At 41.8% G+C, this 19572-nt stretch carries 18 protein-coding genes; 9 read left to right on the forward strand and 9 right to left on the reverse strand.

The window, feature by feature from the left end:
* Positions 1-46: 46 nt before the first annotated feature.
* On the reverse strand, positions 47-784 hold the full coding sequence (locus K1F36_RS13545; RefSeq protein ID WP_220114304.1) for a hypothetical protein: 738 nt from the start codon (positions 782-784) through the stop codon (positions 47-49).
* A gap of 107 nt (positions 785-891) precedes the next feature.
* Here K1F36_RS13545 and K1F36_RS13550 point away from each other — a divergent pair, with 107 nt between their 5' ends.
* The 8 genes from K1F36_RS13550 to K1F36_RS13585 all read left to right on the forward strand — a co-directional run bounded on the left by K1F36_RS13550 (position 892) and on the right by K1F36_RS13585 (position 9418).
* The gene (locus tag K1F36_RS13550) at positions 892-2325 is read left to right on the forward strand and encodes an ATP-dependent DNA helicase (protein WP_220114305.1); all 1434 of its coding nucleotides are present in this window, start codon (positions 892-894) and stop codon (positions 2323-2325) included.
* 31 nt (positions 2326-2356) lie between these two features.
* A complete protein-coding gene (locus tag K1F36_RS13555; RefSeq protein ID WP_207036810.1) occupies positions 2357-2923 on the forward strand; it encodes a DUF4126 domain-containing protein in 567 nt (188 codons plus the stop codon).
* Between the two features lie 40 nt (positions 2924-2963).
* Complete coding sequence (gene kdsB / locus K1F36_RS13560) at positions 2964-3677, forward strand: 3-deoxy-manno-octulosonate cytidylyltransferase (protein WP_220114354.1); 714 nt, start codon at positions 2964-2966, stop codon at positions 3675-3677.
* On the forward strand, positions 3668-4372 hold the full coding sequence (locus tag K1F36_RS13565) for an HAD family hydrolase (RefSeq protein WP_220114306.1): 705 nt from the start codon (positions 3668-3670) through the stop codon (positions 4370-4372). The genes kdsB and K1F36_RS13565 overlap by 10 nt, the downstream gene beginning before the upstream one ends.
* A gap of 74 nt (positions 4373-4446) precedes the next feature.
* A complete protein-coding gene (locus tag K1F36_RS13570) occupies positions 4447-5502 on the forward strand; it encodes an iron-containing alcohol dehydrogenase family protein (RefSeq protein ID WP_417944274.1) in 1056 nt (351 codons plus the stop codon).
* 31 nt (positions 5503-5533) lie between these two features.
* Positions 5534-6079, forward strand: coding sequence for a 1-acyl-sn-glycerol-3-phosphate acyltransferase (locus tag K1F36_RS13575; protein WP_220114308.1), 546 nt, complete (start codon positions 5534-5536; stop codon positions 6077-6079).
* A 74-nt stretch (positions 6080-6153) separates the two neighbouring features.
* Positions 6154-8106 carry an autotransporter outer membrane beta-barrel domain-containing protein gene (locus K1F36_RS13580; protein ID WP_220114309.1) on the forward strand — a complete coding sequence of 651 codons (1953 nt, stop codon included), beginning with the start codon at positions 6154-6156 and terminating at the stop codon, positions 8104-8106.
* A 307-nt stretch (positions 8107-8413) separates the two neighbouring features.
* Positions 8414-9418, forward strand: a complete 1005-nt coding sequence (locus K1F36_RS13585) for an amidohydrolase family protein (protein ID WP_220114310.1) — start codon at positions 8414-8416, stop codon at positions 9416-9418.
* A 117-nt stretch (positions 9419-9535) separates the two neighbouring features.
* On the opposite strand, the gene K1F36_RS13590 is transcribed toward K1F36_RS13585, so the two are convergent.
* The 5 genes from K1F36_RS13590 to gcvT form a co-directional block, all read right to left on the reverse strand.
* On the reverse strand, positions 9536-10012 hold the full coding sequence (locus tag K1F36_RS13590; RefSeq protein WP_220114311.1) for a hypothetical protein: 477 nt from the start codon (positions 10010-10012) through the stop codon (positions 9536-9538).
* 99 nt (positions 10013-10111) lie between these two features.
* Complete coding sequence (locus K1F36_RS13595) at positions 10112-10822, reverse strand: YebC/PmpR family DNA-binding transcriptional regulator (RefSeq protein ID WP_108245042.1); 711 nt, start codon at positions 10820-10822, stop codon at positions 10112-10114.
* A gap of 71 nt (positions 10823-10893) precedes the next feature.
* Positions 10894-11175, reverse strand: a complete 282-nt coding sequence (locus K1F36_RS13600) for a 4a-hydroxytetrahydrobiopterin dehydratase (RefSeq protein ID WP_220114312.1) — start codon at positions 11173-11175, stop codon at positions 10894-10896.
* 46 nt (positions 11176-11221) lie between these two features.
* Positions 11222-12040 carry a sugar nucleotide-binding protein gene (locus K1F36_RS13605; protein WP_220114313.1) on the reverse strand — a complete coding sequence of 273 codons (819 nt, stop codon included), beginning with the start codon at positions 12038-12040 and terminating at the stop codon, positions 11222-11224.
* A 7-nt stretch (positions 12041-12047) separates the two neighbouring features.
* Complete coding sequence (gene gcvT, locus K1F36_RS13610; protein ID WP_220114314.1) at positions 12048-13136, reverse strand: glycine cleavage system aminomethyltransferase GcvT; 1089 nt, start codon at positions 13134-13136, stop codon at positions 12048-12050.
* A gap of 140 nt (positions 13137-13276) precedes the next feature.
* Here gcvT and K1F36_RS13615 point away from each other — a divergent pair, with 140 nt between their 5' ends.
* Positions 13277-14893: an aminopeptidase P family protein gene (locus K1F36_RS13615; RefSeq protein WP_220114315.1), complete on the forward strand. Its 1617-nt coding sequence runs from the start codon at positions 13277-13279 to the stop codon at positions 14891-14893.
* Here the strand turns inward: K1F36_RS13615 and thrC are convergent.
* The 3 genes from thrC to thrA are packed head-to-tail and all read right to left on the reverse strand — an operon-like array spanning position 14890 to position 19561.
* Positions 14890-16185, reverse strand: a complete 1296-nt coding sequence (gene thrC / locus K1F36_RS13620) for a threonine synthase (RefSeq protein WP_220114316.1) — start codon at positions 16183-16185, stop codon at positions 14890-14892. The two genes, K1F36_RS13615 and thrC, sit on opposite strands and share 4 nt — an antisense overlap.
* 4 nt (positions 16186-16189) lie before the next feature.
* A complete protein-coding gene (locus tag K1F36_RS13625; RefSeq protein ID WP_220114317.1) occupies positions 16190-17113 on the reverse strand; it encodes a homoserine kinase in 924 nt (307 codons plus the stop codon).
* 3 nt (positions 17114-17116) lie between these two features.
* Positions 17117-19561 carry a bifunctional aspartate kinase/homoserine dehydrogenase I gene (thrA, locus tag K1F36_RS13630; RefSeq protein WP_220114318.1) on the reverse strand — a complete coding sequence of 815 codons (2445 nt, stop codon included), beginning with the start codon at positions 19559-19561 and terminating at the stop codon, positions 17117-17119.
* Positions 19562-19572 lie beyond the last annotated feature (11 nt).

The following is a 19572-nucleotide window of genomic DNA, read 5'->3' on the forward strand; positions in this document are numbered from 1 at the left end:
ATGGACAGTTTTCTATAAGTGCTATTTTGTACGTTCTGTGCTATAGCTAGTTTTTCTTTTTTCTATCGTAGATAGGTGGCCAGTTACCGTTGGTGCTAACATCGGTTAATGAACCAACTTTTATTTCAGTACCGTTTACTTCTTCAACACTTTGATAAGACTTTTCTTTTTCAAGAAGGTCTTGTGGCTGATCATATAGTACAACCTCTTTCTTAACTTTAGCTTCGAAAACAGGTGCTTTATATCCGCTTTTGTCGATGATATCGGCCTTCATTTCAAACTTCTCGTTGTTTTGGGCGAAAGGCACATTCATCATGGTTTTGTAACGATCATCTGCTCCAAAAAGCGAATCTTTGACCTTTACAGTACCCAAAGTGTCGATGATGATAGTGTCTTGCTGCATATCGATTTGATAAGCTCTGTCATATCTCATGAAAGAGGAATCACGCTGCGTTGTAATGGTGTAGCTTCCAGTATCAATAAATTGAATCAAGCTTTCAAAATTACCAGCATACTTACCATTCACGGTTTTATAAGCTTCTTGGGAATCCCTGATGTCCTTAAGTTTTTTAATGACTTGGGTAAACCTTTCATTTCTTACCTTGTTGAACTCTATGGGGGCATTGATTGAATCATAGATTTTGTATCCTAGGTAAATGCTCAGAACTCCGAATAGAATTACTAAAACCGGCTTTACTTTTTGAGGTAAAAATCTATCGATCAAGAAAACTAGCCCTACGGTCACAAGGCATATTAAAACAACAATAAGAATTAAATTTAACATATCTGCTACTGTCTTTCAAAGTTAATTTAGTGGTTACAGACAAATCTACAATATTTTTTTTATTGCGAAACTTTTTGCTTTAAAAAAGACCACTATATTTAGCGCTCATGAAGGATTTTAACGCACCTGGATTTTTAAAGATTTTAACCGAAAAATTTCCCCATACACCTACCTCAAAACAGGCGGAAGCACTTAATAGACTGGCTAACTTTGTTTTAGAAGGAAAAAAGGATGATGTGTTCCTGTTAAAGGGGTTTGCCGGAACTGGAAAAACCACCTTGGTGGCCACTTTGGTGAGCAGCCTCTGGAAAGTAAAAATGAGCTCTGTTTTAATGGCACCGACCGGTAGAGCGGCCAAAGTAATGTCAGTTTATTCGGGGAACAAGGCATTTACCATTCACAAAAAAATCTATTTTCCCAAAAAGGAATCAGGAGGGGGAATTCAATTTGTTTTAGCCCCCAATAAACATCGAAACACTGTTTTTATAGTTGACGAAGCATCCATGATTCCCGATACACCTGCCGATTCCAAATTGTTCGAGAACGGTTCTTTGTTGGACGATTTAATGTTTTATGTCCACTCTGGCCATAACTGTAAGTTGATATTGATCGGGGACACAGCACAGTTACCTCCCGTAAAACTGGAACTGAGCCCTGCCCTGGACGAAAACCGTTTGTCCTTAAATTATGATAAGGAAGTGGAGTGTTTGGAGCTGGACGAGGTAATGAGGCAATCCGACGATTCAGGGATTCTTTACAATGCCACCAACCTTAGGCAACAATTACAATCGGAGTTTTTTGAAGATTTTAAATTTGAGCTCCATCATTATAAAGATATTGTCCGTTTGATCGATGGCAACGAAATACAAGAGGCCATAGATTCATCATACAGCGATAATGGAAAGGAACAGACGGCTATTATCGTTCGTTCAAATAAAAGAGCCAATCTCTACAATCAAAATATAAGAGAACGAATTTTGTTTCTGGACAATGAGATTTCCGTTGGCGACTATATGATGGTCGTGAAAAACAATTATTTCTGGCTAAAACCCAACTCCGAAGCTGGTTTTATAGCGAACGGGGATATTATAGAAGTCTTGGAGCTTTTTGCGATTAAAGAGTTATACGGATTCAAGTTTGCAGAGGTAAAGGTGAAAATGGTGGATTATCCCAACCAGAAACCTTTTGAGACAGTTCTTTTGTTGGATACCATTACCGCGGAGACCCCTTCACTTTCTTACGATGATGGAAACAAATTGTATCAAGAGGTGATGAAGGATTATGCCCATGAAAAATCCAAGTACAAAAAATTCTTGGGCGTCAAGAACAATAGGTTTTTTAATGCCCTTCAGGTTAAATTCTCCTATGCCATAACCTGCCATAAATCGCAGGGAGGGCAGTGGGATACCGTTTTTGTGGAACAACCCTATTTGCCCAACGGCGTGGACAAGGATTATTTAAGGTGGCTATATACCGCTGTGACCAGAGCGGAACGACAACTCTATCTTATAGGTTTCAAGGATGATTTTTTTCTTGACTAGGAAAAGGCTATTTTAGACTGCAACAATGAATATTGAACCAGATACCATAATAAGTTTGTTCCTCGGCATCGGATTGGCGGCTTCTGTAGGCTTTCGGGTTTTTCTTCCTCTTTTTGCCCTCAGTTTTGCGGCATATATGGGCGTTTGGGAATTGAACGATAGTTGGCAATGGATAGGCAGCCTTACCGCACTCATAACGTTGGGAGTGGCCACCGTTGTTGAGATTTTTGCCTACTTTATCCCATGGGTGGACAATGTTTTGGACAGTATTGCGATTCCCTTGGCGGGAATAGCAGGTACGGCGGTGGTTGTTTCCACGGCAGCCAATTTGGACCCTGTGATAACTTGGACCTTGGCCATTATAGCAGGAGGGGGTACCGCAACTGCTATAAAAGGAGCCAATGCAACCGGTAGATTGGCCTCTACGGGCGCTACTGGAGGGCTCGCCAATCCTTTGGTGTCCACACTGGAGACCGGTGCGGCCGTCACTGTAAGTACAGCATCTATACTAGTACCTCCGATAGCGGCAATTTTGGTCATTATCATATTAGTGGTCATCTTCAGGATATACAGAAAAATAAGACCTAAGTCAAAATAGAAATCATTCAACCAAAAAGAATAAAGTGAATATAATCTCCATGATTCCCGCTCGCTACCAAGCCTCACGTTTCCCTGCCAAACTAATGCAGGACCTTGGCGGGAGGCCCGTAATCGTAAGAACCTACGAAGCGGCTGTAAAAACTGGACTTTTTAACGAGGTATATGTAGTAACCGACAGCCCGGTAATTGCCGATGTAATTCAGGACATAGGGGGCAAGGTGATCATGAGCAAAAATACCCATGAAAGCGGAAGCGATAGAATTGCCGAAGCGGTCGAAGATATGGATGTGGATATTGTGATAAATGTCCAGGGAGATGAGCCCTTCATTGATGCTGAAAGCTTGGAAAAAATAATCAAGGTCTTTAAAAATGATACCGAGAAAGAGATTGACCTGGGTTCCTTGATGACCCCGATTACCGATTGGGAAGAAATAGCCAATCCCAATACGGTAAAAGTGATCGTGGACAATCAGGATTTTGCCCTGTATTTTTCTAGGTCACCGATTCCTTATCCGAGGGACGAAAAGGTGGACGCGAAATATTACAAGCACAAGGGAGTCTATGTGTTCAGAAAAAGCGCGTTGATGGATTTTCAAAAATTGCCCATGCTGCCATTGGAGGCAAAGGAGAAAATTGAGGCCATCCGATTTTTGGAATATGGCAAAAAAATAAAAATGGTCGAAACCCATGTCACAGGTATCGAAATCGATACGCCTGAGGACCTAGAACGAGCAAGAAAAGTATGGAAGTAGATTTTTCCAACATAAAAACTATCGGCTTTGATGCAGATGATACCCTTTGGGTAAACGAGACCTATTTCCGTGATACAGAGGAAAAGTTTGCAGAGCTATTGGAAGGTTACGAGACCAAGAACAAGATAGACCAAGAGCTTTTTAAGATGGAAATGGCCAATTTGGATATATATGGATATGGCATAAAAGGATTTATGCTCTCCATGATAGAATCTGCCCTGGACCTATCCAACAACAAGGTTTCCCAAGAAACCATTGCCAAAATATTGGAACTTGGCAAAAGCATGATTTCTCACCCGGTAGAGTTGCTAGATGGTGTGGAGGAGGTTCTCTCCAAGTTGATGGGCAGATACCGATTGATCGTGCTCACCAAAGGTGACCTTTTAGATCAGGAAAGAAAATTGGAAAAATCGGGATTGTCCCAATATTTCCATCATGTGGAGGTATTGAGCGATAAAAAGGAAAGCAATTACAAGAATTTGTTGGAGCATTTAAAAATAGATGTCAACGAATTTTTAATGATAGGAAACTCCTTAAAGTCGGATGTATTGCCTATCTTGAATATTGGTGCGCAAGCGGTACATGTGCCGTTTCATACCACATGGGCCCATGAAATGGTGTCGGAAGACGAAATGGAGAACAATCATCTTAAATTGAACGGCCTAAAAGATATTTTGAAGTATTTGGACAACTAATGAAGACAGACAATAATTTGAAGAAGCAAGAAGTAACAGCCTCAAGTCATAAAACCTCTTATAAAAACTTTCCCATGGTACCCAGAGTAGTGTTTGGATCGGGATGTTTTTCGCAATTGGGAGATATTTTATTGCCCCAACGCAAAAGTTCGGAGGCACCCTTTATATTTTTGGTGGACGATTTCTTTGAAAATGAAGAGTTCATGGCAAAAGTTCCGCTAATGTTCCATGATGAAATCATATTCATTTCTGCAGATGAGGAGCCCAAAACAGCACAAGTTGATGCTTTGGTGGCCCAAATCAGGGAAAAATACACGGAGCTACCCTCTGGCATTATTGGAATAGGAGGGGGCACCTTGCTCGATTTGGCCAAGGCCGTTTCCATATTATTGAACAACAAAGGACAGGCCAAGGATTATCAAGGATGGGATTTGGTGAACAAACCGGCCCTTTATCATGTGGGCATACCCACTATCAGCGGTACTGGGGCCGAAGTATCCCGGACCACTGTTCTTCTCGGCCCTGAAAAGAAATTGGGCATCAATTCAGATTTTACGCCTTTTGATCAAGTGATTTTGGACCCCGATTTCAGCAAAACCGTTCCTAAGGAGCAATGGTTCTACACGGGAATGGATTGCTTTATTCATTGTGTGGAATCGCTAACGGGAACCTATTTGAACGCATTCAGTCAGAGTTATGGTGAAAAATCCATGGAACTGTGCAAGGAAGTATTTCTTGAGGATATCCCGGCAGAGGAATCCCGTGATAAATTAATGATGGCTTCTTGGCATGGAGGTATGAGCATTGCTTACTCGCAAGTTGGTGTCGCCCACGCTATGAGCTATGGGCTGTCCTATCTTTTGGGGGTCAGGCATGGTATAGGAAACTGCTTGGTATTCCAACATTTGGAAGAGTTTTATCCCGAAGGGGTTTCACTTTTCAACAAAATGATGGACAAACACGGAATAGTGTTGCCAAAAGGCATTTGCGCAGAGCTTACCCAAAATGATTTTGATGTTATGGTGAACATTTCCTTGGGATTGGAGCCACTTTGGGAGAATGCCTTGGGTAAGGATTGGAAAAGTATCATGACGCCTGAACGTCTTCAGGCCATATATCAAAAAATATAAGATTGGTCCACTATGGGACCAACCACATAAAATGCAATCGCTGTCGAAATTTATTTTTTATAAAATATTGGGCTGGAAGCTCAACGGCAACTTTCCCAACTTGGATAAATGTGTATTGATTGTGGTTCCCCACACGCACTGGCTCGACTTTTTTTTAGGACTTTTAATTAGAAAAGTCATCAACGAGGAAATCAATTATATCGGAAAAAAGAGTCTTTTCAAACCTCCATTTGGTTGGTTTTTTAGATGGACCGGTGGCACTCCCGTAGATCGTTCCAAAACGTCCAATACAGTGGATAACATAGTCCAGATTTTCAACTCCAGAAAAATATTCCGTTTAGCATTGGCCCCGGAAGGGACACGAAAAAAAGTGGAACAGCTCCGTACAGGTTTTTATCATATTGCCCAAAAGGCCAACGTGCCCATTGTGATGGTCGCTTTTGATTTTGATAAAAAGGAAATCAAGATAGCAGAGCCTTTTTATGCTATAGGTAGTATAGAAGACGACTTTGAGAAAATCAATAGATTTTACAGCGGGGTAAAAGGAAGAATACCCGAATTTAGTTTTAAAGCTTAGTTTTTTCAATAAAAACCAAACCCTCCCACACATGTTTCCGTAAGTATGGCAAAATACTAATCAAAAATTGTCATATGAAACACACATTAACAACCTCAATTTTTAAAGTGGGATTGCTGTCCATGTTTATGGTCATGGTATCCTGTAGTGAAGACGACAACTCTATGATGCCCGATGATATGGGTGGCAACGATGATGATGAAATGGTAGAAGGTAGACGTGCAGAGCTGTACGTAACGAACAATGACAATGGCGACATCACCAAATTTGATATCACCAATGACACTCAACTTACTATTGGAACTTCGTCCACGGCAGCAGAAGGTATTTATTATGATGCATCCGAAGATTTGGTAATACAGGCATCAAGGTCGAGCAATTGGCTTGAATCTTTTGATGTAACCGACCTTTTGGACGTAGACCTAAGCTTGGATATTTCCTTCAACGGTGATGCGGATTTGGAAAGCCCACGTGAATTGGCCGTTTACGGTGATTATTTTGTGGTTGCGGATAACGGTTCCAATAAGTTTTTTGTATATCAAAAAACAGGAACAATGTTTTCCTTACAAACTACAGTTGATGTCCCGTTTCCAGTTTGGGGAATAACCTTTAAAGGAGGCGACTTGTACGCCGTGGTTGATATTTCCAGTGATTTGGCCGTTTATTACAACTTTTTGGACAAAGCTATGGACGGTACAATGTATCCGGACAAACGAGTTACTATCGAGGGAATAGTGAGAACCCACGGACTTACCTATAGTGGTTCCGATGATGTAATGGTCATGACCGACATTGGAGATGCGACAAATACCGATGATGATGGAGGTTTTCACATCATCAGCGATTTTTCCCTAAAGTTTGATGCCCTTTCCGATGGTGACGTATTGACTACTGATAATCAAATCAGGGTAGCTGGGTCCTCCACCTTAATGGGCAACCCCATTGATGTAGCTTATGACTCGGAAACTGATATTGTATATGTTTCGGATATCGGGACCAGCAAAGTACTTGGTTTTTCATCCATAGGTAGCGGCGGTAATATTGCGCCAACGTTCAATGTGGATTTGACCGCGGCCTCCTCCATTTATTTTTCCAGTGATGAGACCGATGGAGATATGGGCGATTCCAGTGAAATGGGTATGACCCAACTTTACACAACAAGTACGGCCAACGGAAATGTGGTTGTATACGATTTGATGAATGGCACCTCAAAAACAATAATCACAGGTTCGGCTACTTCCGAAGGAATATATTATTCTGGCTTAAACGATTATTTGATTCAAGCCTCAAGATCTAACCTTGCTTTGGAATATTACGGAGGCTTTGGATTTAACAGTGATGGAGTAACGTTGGATATTGATTTTTCCAGCTCAGCTGATTTAATGAGTCCACGGGAAATAGCTGTCTACGGAAATAAAGTAGTGGTTTCCGATAACATGAACCATACCTTTTATGTGTATACCCAAAATGGTTCCTCATTTACTTTGATGAACACTTTTGATATTGATTTTGATGTCTGGGGAATCACCTTTATGGGGGACAACCTATTGGCTGTAGTTGATAATTCCAGTGACTTGGCGATATTCGCTGACTTTTTTGCAAATACTGAAGATTCTATGTTGTCAGCCTCAAAAAGAGTGACCATTGAAGGTATCGTGAGAACCCATGGCATTACGTATAGTGTTTCAGACGACGTTTTGGTGATGACGGATATAGGAGATGCTGCAAATACAACAGACGATGGAGGCATCCATACCATGGCAAACTTTAGTGGGCTAATAAGTAATACGGAGAATGGAGGAACTATTGCCCTCTCCAGTCAAAAGAGAATTGCAGGATCTTACACAGAGTTGGGCAACCCAATCGATGTAGCCTACGATGCCAAAACACAGACCGTTTACATATCCGAAATAGGAAATGGAAAAGTCCTTGGTTTTGAGAACAGCTTGGAGTCGGAAGGTAATGTATATCCATCATGGAGTATGGATTTGGCAGGGTCTTCCTCTATGTATTTGTATAACAACTAAAAACTATTGAAATACTAAGCTAGGGAAAGTGAATTAGATGTCACGGGGGTCCACATTTTGTGGACCCTTTTTTATTTCAAAAAAAAATTTAAAAAAAAGCAAACCGGTTCAACTGTTTCTTCGTAAGTATAGGAAATTACGTACAAAAAAGTAGTTTGATAAATTAAGATAAAGTTTTAGGTTGGGTTATTTTGGTGACTGAGGGGTCTACATTTTTGTAGGCCCCTTGGCTTTTTTAGCGGTTTTTGAGTAATCATATTTTAGGTAAAAGCTTTAAATTGAAGCCTTATTAACTAACAAACTAAATATGAAACCTTCAACCAACCTATTATTGCGAAGAGTTATTTTTCCATGTATTTTATCTTTCTGTTTTGTTTTTGTTTCAACCGCCCAGGAAACTAAAAAACGCTTGCCCATAATCGATGTACATGTGCACGCCATGGGCGGAAATCCGAATGGCTCTCCCATGTGTCCATGGTTTTTAAAGGATATGCCAGGGGGTGACCCAAATCAAGAACCGCCTGTTTTTATGGATACTGATTGCATTAATCCATTGCAACCCGCCAGAAGCGACGCCGAAATGGACGCTGCCATTCTTAGGGCCAATAAGGAGTTGAACATCACAATGGTGGTAAGTGGAGATGCTAAAGTGATTCATAGATGGCATAAGGCCGCTCCTGATAAAATCATTCCATCGTTGGCTATCAGTAATGCTGACCAAATGACGGTGGAGGCATTTCGCGATTCACTGTCCACTGGATTTTACAAAGTGATGGGGGAGGTGGCTCCTCAATATCAAGGAATGTCCCCAAGCGATATGTCCTTGGATGAGTACTTTGGTGTAGCCGAAGAGTGGGGAATCCCAGTTGGAATCCACATGGGAACAGGGGGCAATGGTACCATTAATATTACCAGACCGGCTTATAGAGCCTCATTGGGACAACCCTTTTTGTTGGAAGATATGTTGGCCAGACATCCGAAGTTAAAGATTTGGGTAATGCATGCCGGATACCCAATGGCCGACCAAATGATTGCCTTAATGGGGGCCAATGCCTATGTGTATGTAGATTTGGCCGGATTTATCTGGTCATATCCCTTAGAAGAGATCCACGATTACCTAAAACGATTGGTGCAGGCCGGTTTTGGAAAACGGATTTTATACGGGACCGATTTTATGATGTGGCCAGAACTTTTCGAAACTTCAATTCAGGTTATTGAGAGTGCCAATTATCTGTCAGAAGAGCAAAAACGGGATATATTCTTCAATAATGCCGTACGTTTCTTCAATTTGGATGCATCTCAATTTGAATAGGACCTATTGAAATGAATAAAAAAGGGCTTGCCGTTCGGCAAGCCCTTTTTTATGTTATGTTCTTTAAATTTTCCTTAGATATTGATCTCTAATAAAGTTCGGGGAAATTGTACTGTTCTATTGATTGGAAATGAATCTAAAACTTACCAAGGCAGGTTCAGGATTTCCATCCATATCAAAGTCATACTCCAATGGACCTCCATCAATTTCAAGAATATTATCCGTATGATGGACTTCAAAATAAGATCTATCGGAAGGGGAGTAATCAAAAACAATGGTGAGCAAGTCGTCATTTAGACTCATTTGACCTGTGATGTTCTCTGAGTTTTGCCCCAGTACAAATTGAATGGAAAACCTTCCATTTTCTTCAACAGTCAGATTTATGGAACCCCCTTCAGCTATAAAGTCAGCTGTTTCCGTAAAGTCTTCAAATTCAATATCAAATACGGCTTTTTCTGCCGACCATTCTCCAGTAAACTCTATGGGTTCGCCAGTTGGGATGACTTCCGGCGAGTTTTCTCCATCAGAACTACTACAGGAAAATATAATAAGGAATAATGCGGATAAACCAAGAGCCTTTATGGAGTTCTTCATTGGGGAACAAATTAAATTTAGAATAAAAGTACTTAACTTTTAGTCCAAAATGCAACTAAAGTAGATGAAGTGATTACTTTTTGAGATGTAGGTACAACCTTACTCTTTCATGCTGTGAAATACGTTCTGAACATCGTCGTCTTCCTCTATTTTTTCCAGCAATTTCTCTACATCTGCAACCTCTTCCTCATTTAATTCTTTGGTCACTTGTGGAATTCTGTCAAACCCAGAAGAGATTATTTCAATCTCTCTGGACTCCAACTCTTTTTGAATGGCCCCAAAGTTTTCAAAAGGCGCATAAATATGAATGCCATCTTCATCAACAAAAACCTCTTCGGCACCAAAATCAATCAGTTCCAATTCCAGTTCCTCTGGGTCCAATCCTTCGCCATTGATCGTGAAACTACAGGTGTGATCGAACATAAACTCAACCGAGCCCGATGTACCCAAACTTCCATTACATTTATTAAAATAACTACGGATGTTCGCCACCGTACGCGTATTGTTATCGGTTGCGGTCTCTATCAAAATGGCGATTCCGTGGGGGGCGTAACCTTCAAACAACACCTCTTTGTAATCCCCTTGGTTTTTGTCAGAAGCTCTCTTAATAGCGCGCTCAATATTGTCCTTGGGCATGTTGACCGCCTTAGCATTCTGAATTACGGCACGTAGCTTGGAATTGGCATCTGGATCCGGGCCACCTTCCTTAACAGCCATTACAATATCTTTCCCAATTCGGGTAAATGCTTTGGACATGGCGGCCCAACGCTTCATTTTCCGTGCTTTTCTAAATTCGAACGCTCTTCCCATATATTCTTAAATTCTGGATGCTGGCAAATTTAGCAAAAAATGCACCTTTGTCAAGATGATTATCTTTCAAGCTAGCCAATAATTTTTTCAATGGATGTAGCGAGGTCAATGTCTTTTTGTGTAACCCCATCGGCATCGTGAGTGCTCAGTTTTATAGTGAGGCTGTTGTACACATTTTCCCACTCCGGATGGTGATTTTGTTTTTCACATTCAAACGCGATATGGGTCATTTTGGAAAACGTCTCCTTGAAATCCTCAAAAGTGAAGGACTTAACGATCATTTCCTCTTTTAGGGACCAGCCAGATAATGTTTCAAGGGCTTTTTCAATTTCATTGGTGTTCATCTTCTTCATAAATATGTTTTTTCAGAAGATAACCAATTTAACACTGAAAAGAAAACTATACGGGAAGATGATGGTCGATTATCTCCTGACAGCTGACTCGTAAATTTTTAGGAAGTAAGTTATCCTTGGGCAAAGCGGCCAAGTATCGGTCTTCGTTGGTGGTGTAGACCCTTTTGTAGATTGGATGATAATTTCCCAAATGTGCAATAACCTCTTTGATGAATTCCTCATGCTGGATAAGGTCGCTGCTGCCTAAATGATGAATGCCCGTTTTGTTCCGATTGATGAGGTAGTGGATTTGTTGGGTAAGCCTATCGTCGTTGGTCACATTGATGATGAGGTTAGGAAACACTTCAATAGGTTCGTTGTTCTCTATATTTTCCTTGATTTCCTTGATTCTGGGCGAGAAGTTTCCAAAAACCATGGGGATTCTGAGAATGGCGGTCTTTTCCTTGGGCAACCGCATCATCATGTTCTCAATTTTGATTTTTAGACGACCGTAAACGCTTAACGACAATGTTTTGTCCTGCTCATAGGATGGAAATTTGCTGTAGGCATCGAATACATTGGCCGATGAAATAAAGTATAACTTGGCATCGGTTTTTATCAAATATTCCATCAAATGTTGATGAGCCTGTATCTGTGCAGGAAAATTTCCGCGGAGAGCAGAGACGATGACATCGGGCCTAACCTGTTCGAGTACCTGAAAAATATCATCCTCCTCTAAGTCGTACCGAATAAATTGCTTGTTTTTTGCAAAAGAGCGGTTGGAATAGTAAGTACCGTAGGTATCAAAATAGGAGCAGAGTTCTTTGTATATGGCATTGCCCACAAATCCACTTGCACCTAATATCAATATCTTTTTTTTATCCAAAGGCTACCTAGGTATTTTTGTAGAATGGTAATTTGACTACGGTTGCAGGAACTTTGTTGATTCGGATTTGAATAAAAATCGGGGTGTCCAATTTGGAGTGAGCTGTAGTCACATAACCCAAACCAATTCCTTTGGAAAGCGAAGGAGACATAGTCCCTGAGGTTACTTTCCCGATTTCGTTGCCATCGGCATCCAAGATGGGGTAACCAGCTCTGGGAATCCCACGTTCTTCCATTTGGAAGGCGACCAGTTTACGTTTAGATCCTTCCGCCTTTTCTTTGGAGAGATTGTCGCTGTTCACAAAATCTTTGGTGAACTTGGTAATCCAGCCCAGTCCAGCTTCAAAAGGGGAAGTAGTATCGTCGATATCGTTTCCGTAAAGGCAATACCCCATTTCCAAACGTAAAGTGTCACGAGCGGCCAAACCGATGGGTTTGATGCCAAAATCAGTACCTGCTTCCAAAACCTTGTCCCACACCTGTTGTACTTCTGAATTCTTACAATAAATCTCAAAACCGCCAGAACCCGTGTATCCGGTGGCGGAAATGATGACGTGTTCGATTCCTGCAAAATCTCCTACTACAAAATTATAGAACTTGATGGACGACAAATCCACAGAAGTCAAAGATTGCATGGCCTCCACAGCTTTTGGTCCTTGGATGGCCAATAGGGAATAATCATCGGATAGGTTGCGCATATCGGCACCTATACTTTCGTTGTACTTGGAAATATGTTGCCAGTCCTTGTCAATGTTGGATGCATTTACCACCAAAAGATAGGTTTCGTCCTTGATCATATAAATAATCAAATCGTCTACGATACCCCCCGTTTCGTTGGTCAAACAGCTATACTGCGCTTTACCTATCTCCAATTTGGAAGCATCGTTGGTGGATACCTTTTGAATCAGCTCCAAAGCTTTTGGGCCCTCTATCAAAAACTCGCCCATGTGGGACACATCGAACACACCTACCGCCTTGCGGACGGTTTCATGCTCAATATTCACACCTTCATAGGAAACAGGCATATTATAACCGGCAAAAGGTACCATTTTGGCCCCAAGGGCCTCATGTGTTTTGGTAAGGGCAGTATTTTTCATTGACTCTATTTTTAAGATTGGCAAATTTATGTAATTAATTAGGGATACGCTTATTTTTGGATATTATGATTTTCCTAAAACTGAATCAACAAGCGTCTCATTATATGTCCAAAATTCGTATTTTGAAAAAAAATAAAAGCATGTCAAAATTTATATTGAGCCTTTTCTCCGCTTTGTTGGTGGGGGCAATGGCAATTTCACAGAATTTGCCAACGGACTACTTGCCCGCCGATTTTCATAAGGAAAGAAGAGATGCTGTTAGGAAAAAATTGCCCACAAATACAGCTGTGGTCCTCTTTGCCAATGCCGAACGAAATAGGGCCAATGATGTTGATTATGTGTATCATCAAGACCCCAATTTTTATTACCTGACAGGCTATAAGGAGCCCAATGCAGTCTTGGTTATTTTTTCCGAAGAGCAGACCGATGCTTCAGGCAATACTTTCAATGAGATTTTCTATGTACAGGAAAGAGATGCGCGAGCAGAGCAATGGACAGGAAAACGCTTGGGTGTAGAAGGAGTGAAGGAACAATTGGGATTCGATATGGTCTACAATGGAAGTGAATTTGAAAACTTCCCCTTGGATTTTACTTCCTTTGATAATGTTTCATTTGTGGATTTCCAGAATGATTATCGGGATAAATCCGGAAAAGCGGATTTATTTGATCTTATCAAAACCTTTAAGATAAAGGCGAATTACCCTTCGGATTATAATCCCACACGGAATAGCCTTTATAAACGAATAGCAACTGCAAACTCTGAGAACAGTGGTGAGGTAGCGGAAACCATAAAGCGGTATATGGAGCGTTACCCAGAATTGCAAGAGGATGATATCTTAAACGATTTTGTAGAGGCCAATAATGATGAAATCCGTGATGAAATCAAGAATAAGGTGCTGGTGATTCAACGTTCCACCAATTTGGATTCCAGTATTTTACCAAAGGTAATGGCAGAATTACGCCAAGATAAGACCCCAGAGGAAATGAAGCTGTTGAAAAAGGCCATTGAAATTTCTGCGGTTGGCCAAATTGAGGTGATGAAGGCCATGCACCCCAATATGTCAGAAACCGAGATCCAAGGAGTGCACGAATACGTTTATAAAAGATATGGTGCCGAATACGAAGGCTACCCATCCATTGTAGGTGGCGGACACAATGGCTGTATTCTTCACTATATTGAAAATAATAAAACCAAGGTCGGCGACGATTTGGTTTTGATGGACTTGGGAGCGGAATACCATGGTTATACGGCCGATGTGACCCGTACCATCCCGGCCAATGGAAAATTCTCTCCAGAGCAAAAGGCCATTTACGATATCGTTTACAATGCGCAGGAAGCGGGCATTGCCGCAAGTGTGGTCGGTGCTTCCTTTCGTGAGCCGCACAATGCTGCCTTGCAAGTGGTGACAAAGGGATTGATGGATTTAGGCATTATCAAGGACGCCAAAGAGGCCAGGACCTATTTTCCGCACGGGACATCCCATTATTTGGGATTGGATGTGCACGACCCTGGGACTTATCAAACTTTCAAACCTAACCAGGTTATCACCGTAGAGCCCGGAATCTATATTCCTGAAAACAGTGATTGCGATGAAAAATGGTGGGGCATCGCCGTTAGGATCGAAGATGATATCTTGATTACTGAAAATGGTCCCGTCAATCTTTCAGGGATGGCACCGCGAAAGGCTGAGGAAATCGAAAAAATAATGAAACAACCCAGTCCCTTGGACAGTTTTAAACTGCCCAAGTTGGATTAATCATCAAGAAGAAATTGTTTTAACTCTTCGTAAGATGATATTTTATATGATTTTTTCTCTTTGTCCATCACTTTCATGATTTGGGGAGGAATCTTTGGGCTGATTTCCAAGGTGTCCTGCACAACATCCAAAAATTTCACAGGATGGGCGGTTTCCAAGAAAATACCAAAGGTATTCGGGTTGGATTTCTGATATTCCTTCAGTCCAAGATAACCGACGGCACCATGGGGATCCATCACGTAGCCAGTTTTGGAATACACCTCTTTCATGATTGCTTTGGTGTTTTCATCTGTAAAGGAGTAGGAGGAAAGACTTTTTTGCAGCGTCTCCAAATCATCTTGATACAAATGTCTGATGCGGACGAAATTACTGGGGTCCCCCACATCCATGGCATTAGAAATGGTTGCCACGGATGGCATGGGTTCGTAAACCCCGCTTTCCATGAACTTTGGTACCACATCGTTCACATTGGTGGAGGCCACGAAGTGTTTGACGGGCATGCCCAATTTTTGGGCGACCATCCCCGCACAAATGTTTCCAAAATTTCCCGATGGTACGGAAAAGACAATTTCCTTTCCTTTTGGTTTCGCTTGTTTGTAAGCGAATAAAAAGTAGAACAACTGTGGCAACCACCTTGCAACATTGATGCTGTTGGCCGAGGTCAGTTTTTTGTGGTCGGTAATTTCGGTGTCCAGAAAAGCTGTCTTCACCATACGTTGGCAATCATCAAAAACGCCATCAACTTCCATGGCTTCAATATTTAGTCCAAGCGTGGTCAATTGTTTTTCTTGGATCTCGCTTACCTTTCCGCTAGGGTAGAGAATGACCACTTTTACGCCATCAACCCCCAAAAAGCCATTGGCAACGGCACCACCAGTATCCCCAGATGTAGCAACAAGTACGGTAACATCCTGTTTTTCTCCTTGTGAAAAGTATCCAAGACAGTTGGCCATAAAACGAGCCCCAACATCTTTAAAGGCCATTGTAGGACCATGAAAAAGTTCCAAAGTGGCCACATTTTCTTCGATTTCGACTACGGGAAAATCAAAATCCAACGTATTGGCGATAATGTCTTTTAAAGCTTCGTCTGGAATGTCCTCGCTCACAAATTGATGAATAGCTTGGAAGGCTATTTCGTGGTTGGATAGTTTTTCAATATTCTCGAAAAAATCAGCAGGAAGCGGTATGATACTTTCTGGAAAATAAAGTCCTTTATCAGGAGCTATTCCTGCAATGACCGCCTCTTTGAAGGTAGCTTGAATATTTTGGTTATTTAGACTGTAGAATTTCATGGATTTAAGCAATTTTCTTTACGCCTTGGCTATTCACTTTGGAAACATGGATATCAAAATCCACTCCAATGTTTTGATATGTTTCTTTCATGGACTCCGCCACTTTTTTTGCAGTTTCTTCTCCTCTGCTCAATGCAAAAATGGATGGTCCGGAACCTGAGATTCCACTTCCCAGAGCCCCTGCTTTTATGGCATTTGCTTTGATATCGTCAAAAGCAGGAATCAAAATGGACCGGATGGGCTCCACAATATGGTCGTGCAACGAGCGCCCGATCAAATCGTAGTCGTTTTGGAATAGCCCTGCGACAAGTCCGCCCAAATTTCCCCATTGCCGAATGCCTTGTTGCATGGAAATGGTGGTCTTCAAAATTTTTCGGGAATCCGAGGTCTTTATCTCGATTTGTGGATGGATTACCGTGGCATACAGTTCCGATGGTGTTGGTATCGGGATAATGTCAAGCGGCTCGTAACTCCTAACCAAAGTGAAGCCCCCATAAATTGCTGGGGCCACATTATCGGCATGGGCCACATCACTGGCCAATTTTTCTCCCTGCATGGCAAATTCCACCAATTCTAAATTAGAAAATGGTTTGCCCAAAAGCTCGTTCATGGCCCAAACGGCCCCCGTGGAACTGGCGGCACTGCTGCCGATACCACTTCCCGGTTTGATGCGCTTGTCGATTTCGATTTCAAAACCACCTTGGTAGCTGCTTTTGGCCAATAGGGCCAGACCTGCTACCCCGGCTACATTGTTTTCGGTTTCAAGAGGAAGGTCTTGCCCCAATATTTTGGTGATGCGAATGCCTTTTTCTGTAGTTTTTCGAACGGTCATCTCGTCACCGACGGAATCCAAGGCCAAGCCCAAAACATCGAACCCGCAGGATACGTTGGCTATGGTTGCCGGGCAGAATACTTTAATTTTTTCCATCGTTTAGAAATTTCCGATTCGAACTATATCCGCAAAGATACCCGATGCGGTAACATCGGCACCTGCTCCGGCTCCTTTAATGATCAAAGGTTGGTTTACATATCTATCGGTGAAGAAAAGAACGATATTATCGCTTCCCTCCAAGTTATAAAAATCATGTCCTTTTGGTATTTGCTGTAGCCCCACTTTGGCCTTTCCATCTTCAAATTGGGCCACATATTTTAATTTGCAATCCGAGTCGGCCGCATCCTTGTACAATTTTTGAAAATCGGCCTCATATTTCTTCAAGCTTTCAAAAAAAGCTTTGTTGGAGTCGGTTTCCAGGCTTTCCTTTGGTAAAAAGGCTTCATTTTCAATATCATCAATATTCAATTGATGGCCGCTTTCTCTGGCCAAAATCAATATTTTTCGCATCACATCAACACCACTCAGGTCAATGGTTGGGTCGGGCTCGGTATAGCCTTGTTCCTGAGCCTGTTTTACCACATCGTGGAAGGTAGTGGAATCATCAAAAGTATTGAAGACAAAATTCAGACTGCCGGATAAAACCGCCTGTATTTTCCTGATTTTGTCTCCCGAGGCAATCAGGTGCTTTAAGGTGTCCAAGATAGGTAAGCCTGCGCCTACATTGGTTTCGAACAAATATGGGGCGTTGTATTGTTTGGCCAATTGCTTCAGTTCCTTGTAATAGGCGTAATCCGAAGATGACGCAATTTTATTGCAGGTGACCACTGAAATACTGTTTTTGAGGTAGCTGGAATAGCTTTTGGAAACCTCGGCATTTGCAGTGTTGTCCACGAAAATGCTGTTACGGTAGTTTAGGGAAATGATGCGATCATAAAATGAATCTTTGTCCGCCGGCTCTCCTTGTTCCAAAATGTTCTCCCAGTCTTTCAGGGAAATGCCGCTTTCATCAAAAGCCATTTTTCTGGAATTGCTGATGCCAATGACACGAACGTTGAGCTTTAACTCTTCCTTTAAGTATTTTTTCTGCTGACGTATCTGTTGCAAAAACTTGGAACCCACGTTTCCGACACCCATCACGAACAGGTTCAGCTGTTTGATGTTTTCTTCAAAAAAGGTCTCATGCAACGAGTTCAGCGCTTTCTTTACATCCTCCTTTTTTATGACTGCAGAAATGTTCCGTTCCGAAGCACCTTGGGCGATGGCGCGGATGTTAACATTGTTTTTCCCCAAAGTGCTGAACATTTTACCGCTCAAACCTTGGTGACTTTTCATGTTATCACCGACCAGAGCCACGATAGTCAAATCCTTTTCAACGATAACAGGCTTGATTTTTTTGGTTGATATCTCGAATTCAAAGGTTTCGTTAACTGCTTCTGCAGCCAAATCCACATCCTCATCTGCAATACCAACGCAAATGGAATGTTCGGAAGATGCTTGTGTAATTAGTACGATACTGATGTTTTTTACGGAAAGCGTTTCAAAAAACCGTTTAGATATACCGGGGATACCTATCATTCCGGGACCTTCCAATGAAAGCAAGCTAATGTTTCCTACATGGCTTATTCCACGTACTGTTTTTCCATTTCCATTATTGTTTTTGGCAATCAATGTTCCTGGTTCTTCCGGGGCGAAGGTATTTTTAATGGCAATGGGAATCTCTTTTCCCAGTACGGGTTGAATGGTGGGCGGATAAAGCACTTTAGCACCAAAATGGGATAGCTCCATTGCTTCTTGATAGCTGATATTGGCTACGCATTTGGCCTGTTTTACCAATTTTGGGTTGGCGGTGTACATGCCACTGACATCGGTCCATATTTCCAAAATATCCGCATCTACGGCAGCAGCGATAATAGCTGCGGTATAGTCGGAACCACCTCTGCCCAGAGTGGTCAGGTCGCCGCTTTTGCTGGAGGCCACAAATCCCGGTAGTATGGTTATTTGGTTCTTGTTAGTGGCAAAAAAATCTTGGCATAGTGTGTTGGTCAATGTAAAGTACACATTGGCCTTGCCAAAATTGCTATCCGTTTTGATAAGTTCACGGCTGTCCTTGAAAGCGGCGTCCAATCCTTCGGATTTAAGGAACTCACTTATGATAAAGGAAGAAAGGAGTTCCCCGTAGCTTACAATTTTGTCGGATAGTTTTGGTGTAAGCTCGCCTATTAAAAAGGCTCCTTCCAACAAAGTTTCCAAAATATTGAGTTCACTCTTTACTTTGCTCAAGGCCGCACTTTGCGATTTCACGGGAATCAATTCCCTGATAGTGGATATATGTCTGTCCTCGATTTCCTTAAGACTTTCTGTATAGCTGATATCTTGTTCGGATGCAGAACGGGAAGCTTTGAGCAGTAGGTCGGTTATTCCTCCAAATGCCGAGACCACAACGGCGATTTGCCCTTCACTTTGATTGCTTAGGATAGATTTGACCTTATTTATATTCTCTGGATTGGCAACGGAAGTGCCTCCAAATTTTAAGACTTTCATGATAAAATATT

Origin of the sequence: Flagellimonas abyssi (assembly GCF_019457905.1) — a bacterium.
In the GTDB taxonomy this organism is placed as follows: domain Bacteria; phylum Bacteroidota; class Bacteroidia; order Flavobacteriales; family Flavobacteriaceae; genus Flagellimonas; species Flagellimonas abyssi.

Bases quoted from the DNA above. Each gene is read 5' to 3' on its own strand.
- K1F36_RS13545 (WP_220114304.1), bottom strand. From the start codon at position 784: ATGTTAAATTTAATTCTTATTGTTGTTTTAATATGCCTTGTGACCGTA.
- K1F36_RS13550 (WP_220114305.1), top strand. From the start codon at position 892: ATGAAGGATTTTAACGCACCTGGATTTTTAAAGATTTTAACCGAAAAA.
- kdsB (WP_220114354.1), top strand. From the start codon at position 2,964: ATGATTCCCGCTCGCTACCAAGCCTCACGTTTCCCTGCCAAACTAATG.
- K1F36_RS13565 (WP_220114306.1), top strand. From the start codon at position 3,668: ATGGAAGTAGATTTTTCCAACATAAAAACTATCGGCTTTGATGCAGAT.
- K1F36_RS13570 (WP_417944274.1), top strand. From the start codon at position 4,447: ATGGTACCCAGAGTAGTGTTTGGATCGGGATGTTTTTCGCAATTGGGA.
- K1F36_RS13575 (WP_220114308.1), top strand. From the start codon at position 5,534: ATGCAATCGCTGTCGAAATTTATTTTTTATAAAATATTGGGCTGGAAG.
- K1F36_RS13580 (WP_220114309.1), top strand. From the start codon at position 6,154: ATGAAACACACATTAACAACCTCAATTTTTAAAGTGGGATTGCTGTCC.
- K1F36_RS13585 (WP_220114310.1), top strand. From the start codon at position 8,414: ATGAAACCTTCAACCAACCTATTATTGCGAAGAGTTATTTTTCCATGT.
- K1F36_RS13590 (WP_220114311.1), bottom strand. From the start codon at position 10,012: ATGAAGAACTCCATAAAGGCTCTTGGTTTATCCGCATTATTCCTTATT.
- K1F36_RS13595 (WP_108245042.1), bottom strand. From the start codon at position 10,822: ATGGGAAGAGCGTTCGAATTTAGAAAAGCACGGAAAATGAAGCGTTGG.
- K1F36_RS13600 (WP_220114312.1), bottom strand. From the start codon at position 11,175: ATGAAGAAGATGAACACCAATGAAATTGAAAAAGCCCTTGAAACATTA.
- gcvT (WP_220114314.1), bottom strand. From the start codon at position 13,136: ATGAAAAATACTGCCCTTACCAAAACACATGAGGCCCTTGGGGCCAAA.
- K1F36_RS13615 (WP_220114315.1), top strand. From the start codon at position 13,277: ATGTCAAAATTTATATTGAGCCTTTTCTCCGCTTTGTTGGTGGGGGCA.
- thrC (WP_220114316.1), bottom strand. From the start codon at position 16,185: ATGAAATTCTACAGTCTAAATAACCAAAATATTCAAGCTACCTTCAAA.
- K1F36_RS13625 (WP_220114317.1), bottom strand. From the start codon at position 17,113: ATGGAAAAAATTAAAGTATTCTGCCCGGCAACCATAGCCAACGTATCC.
- thrA (WP_220114318.1), bottom strand. From the start codon at position 19,561: ATGAAAGTCTTAAAATTTGGAGGCACTTCCGTTGCCAATCCAGAGAAT.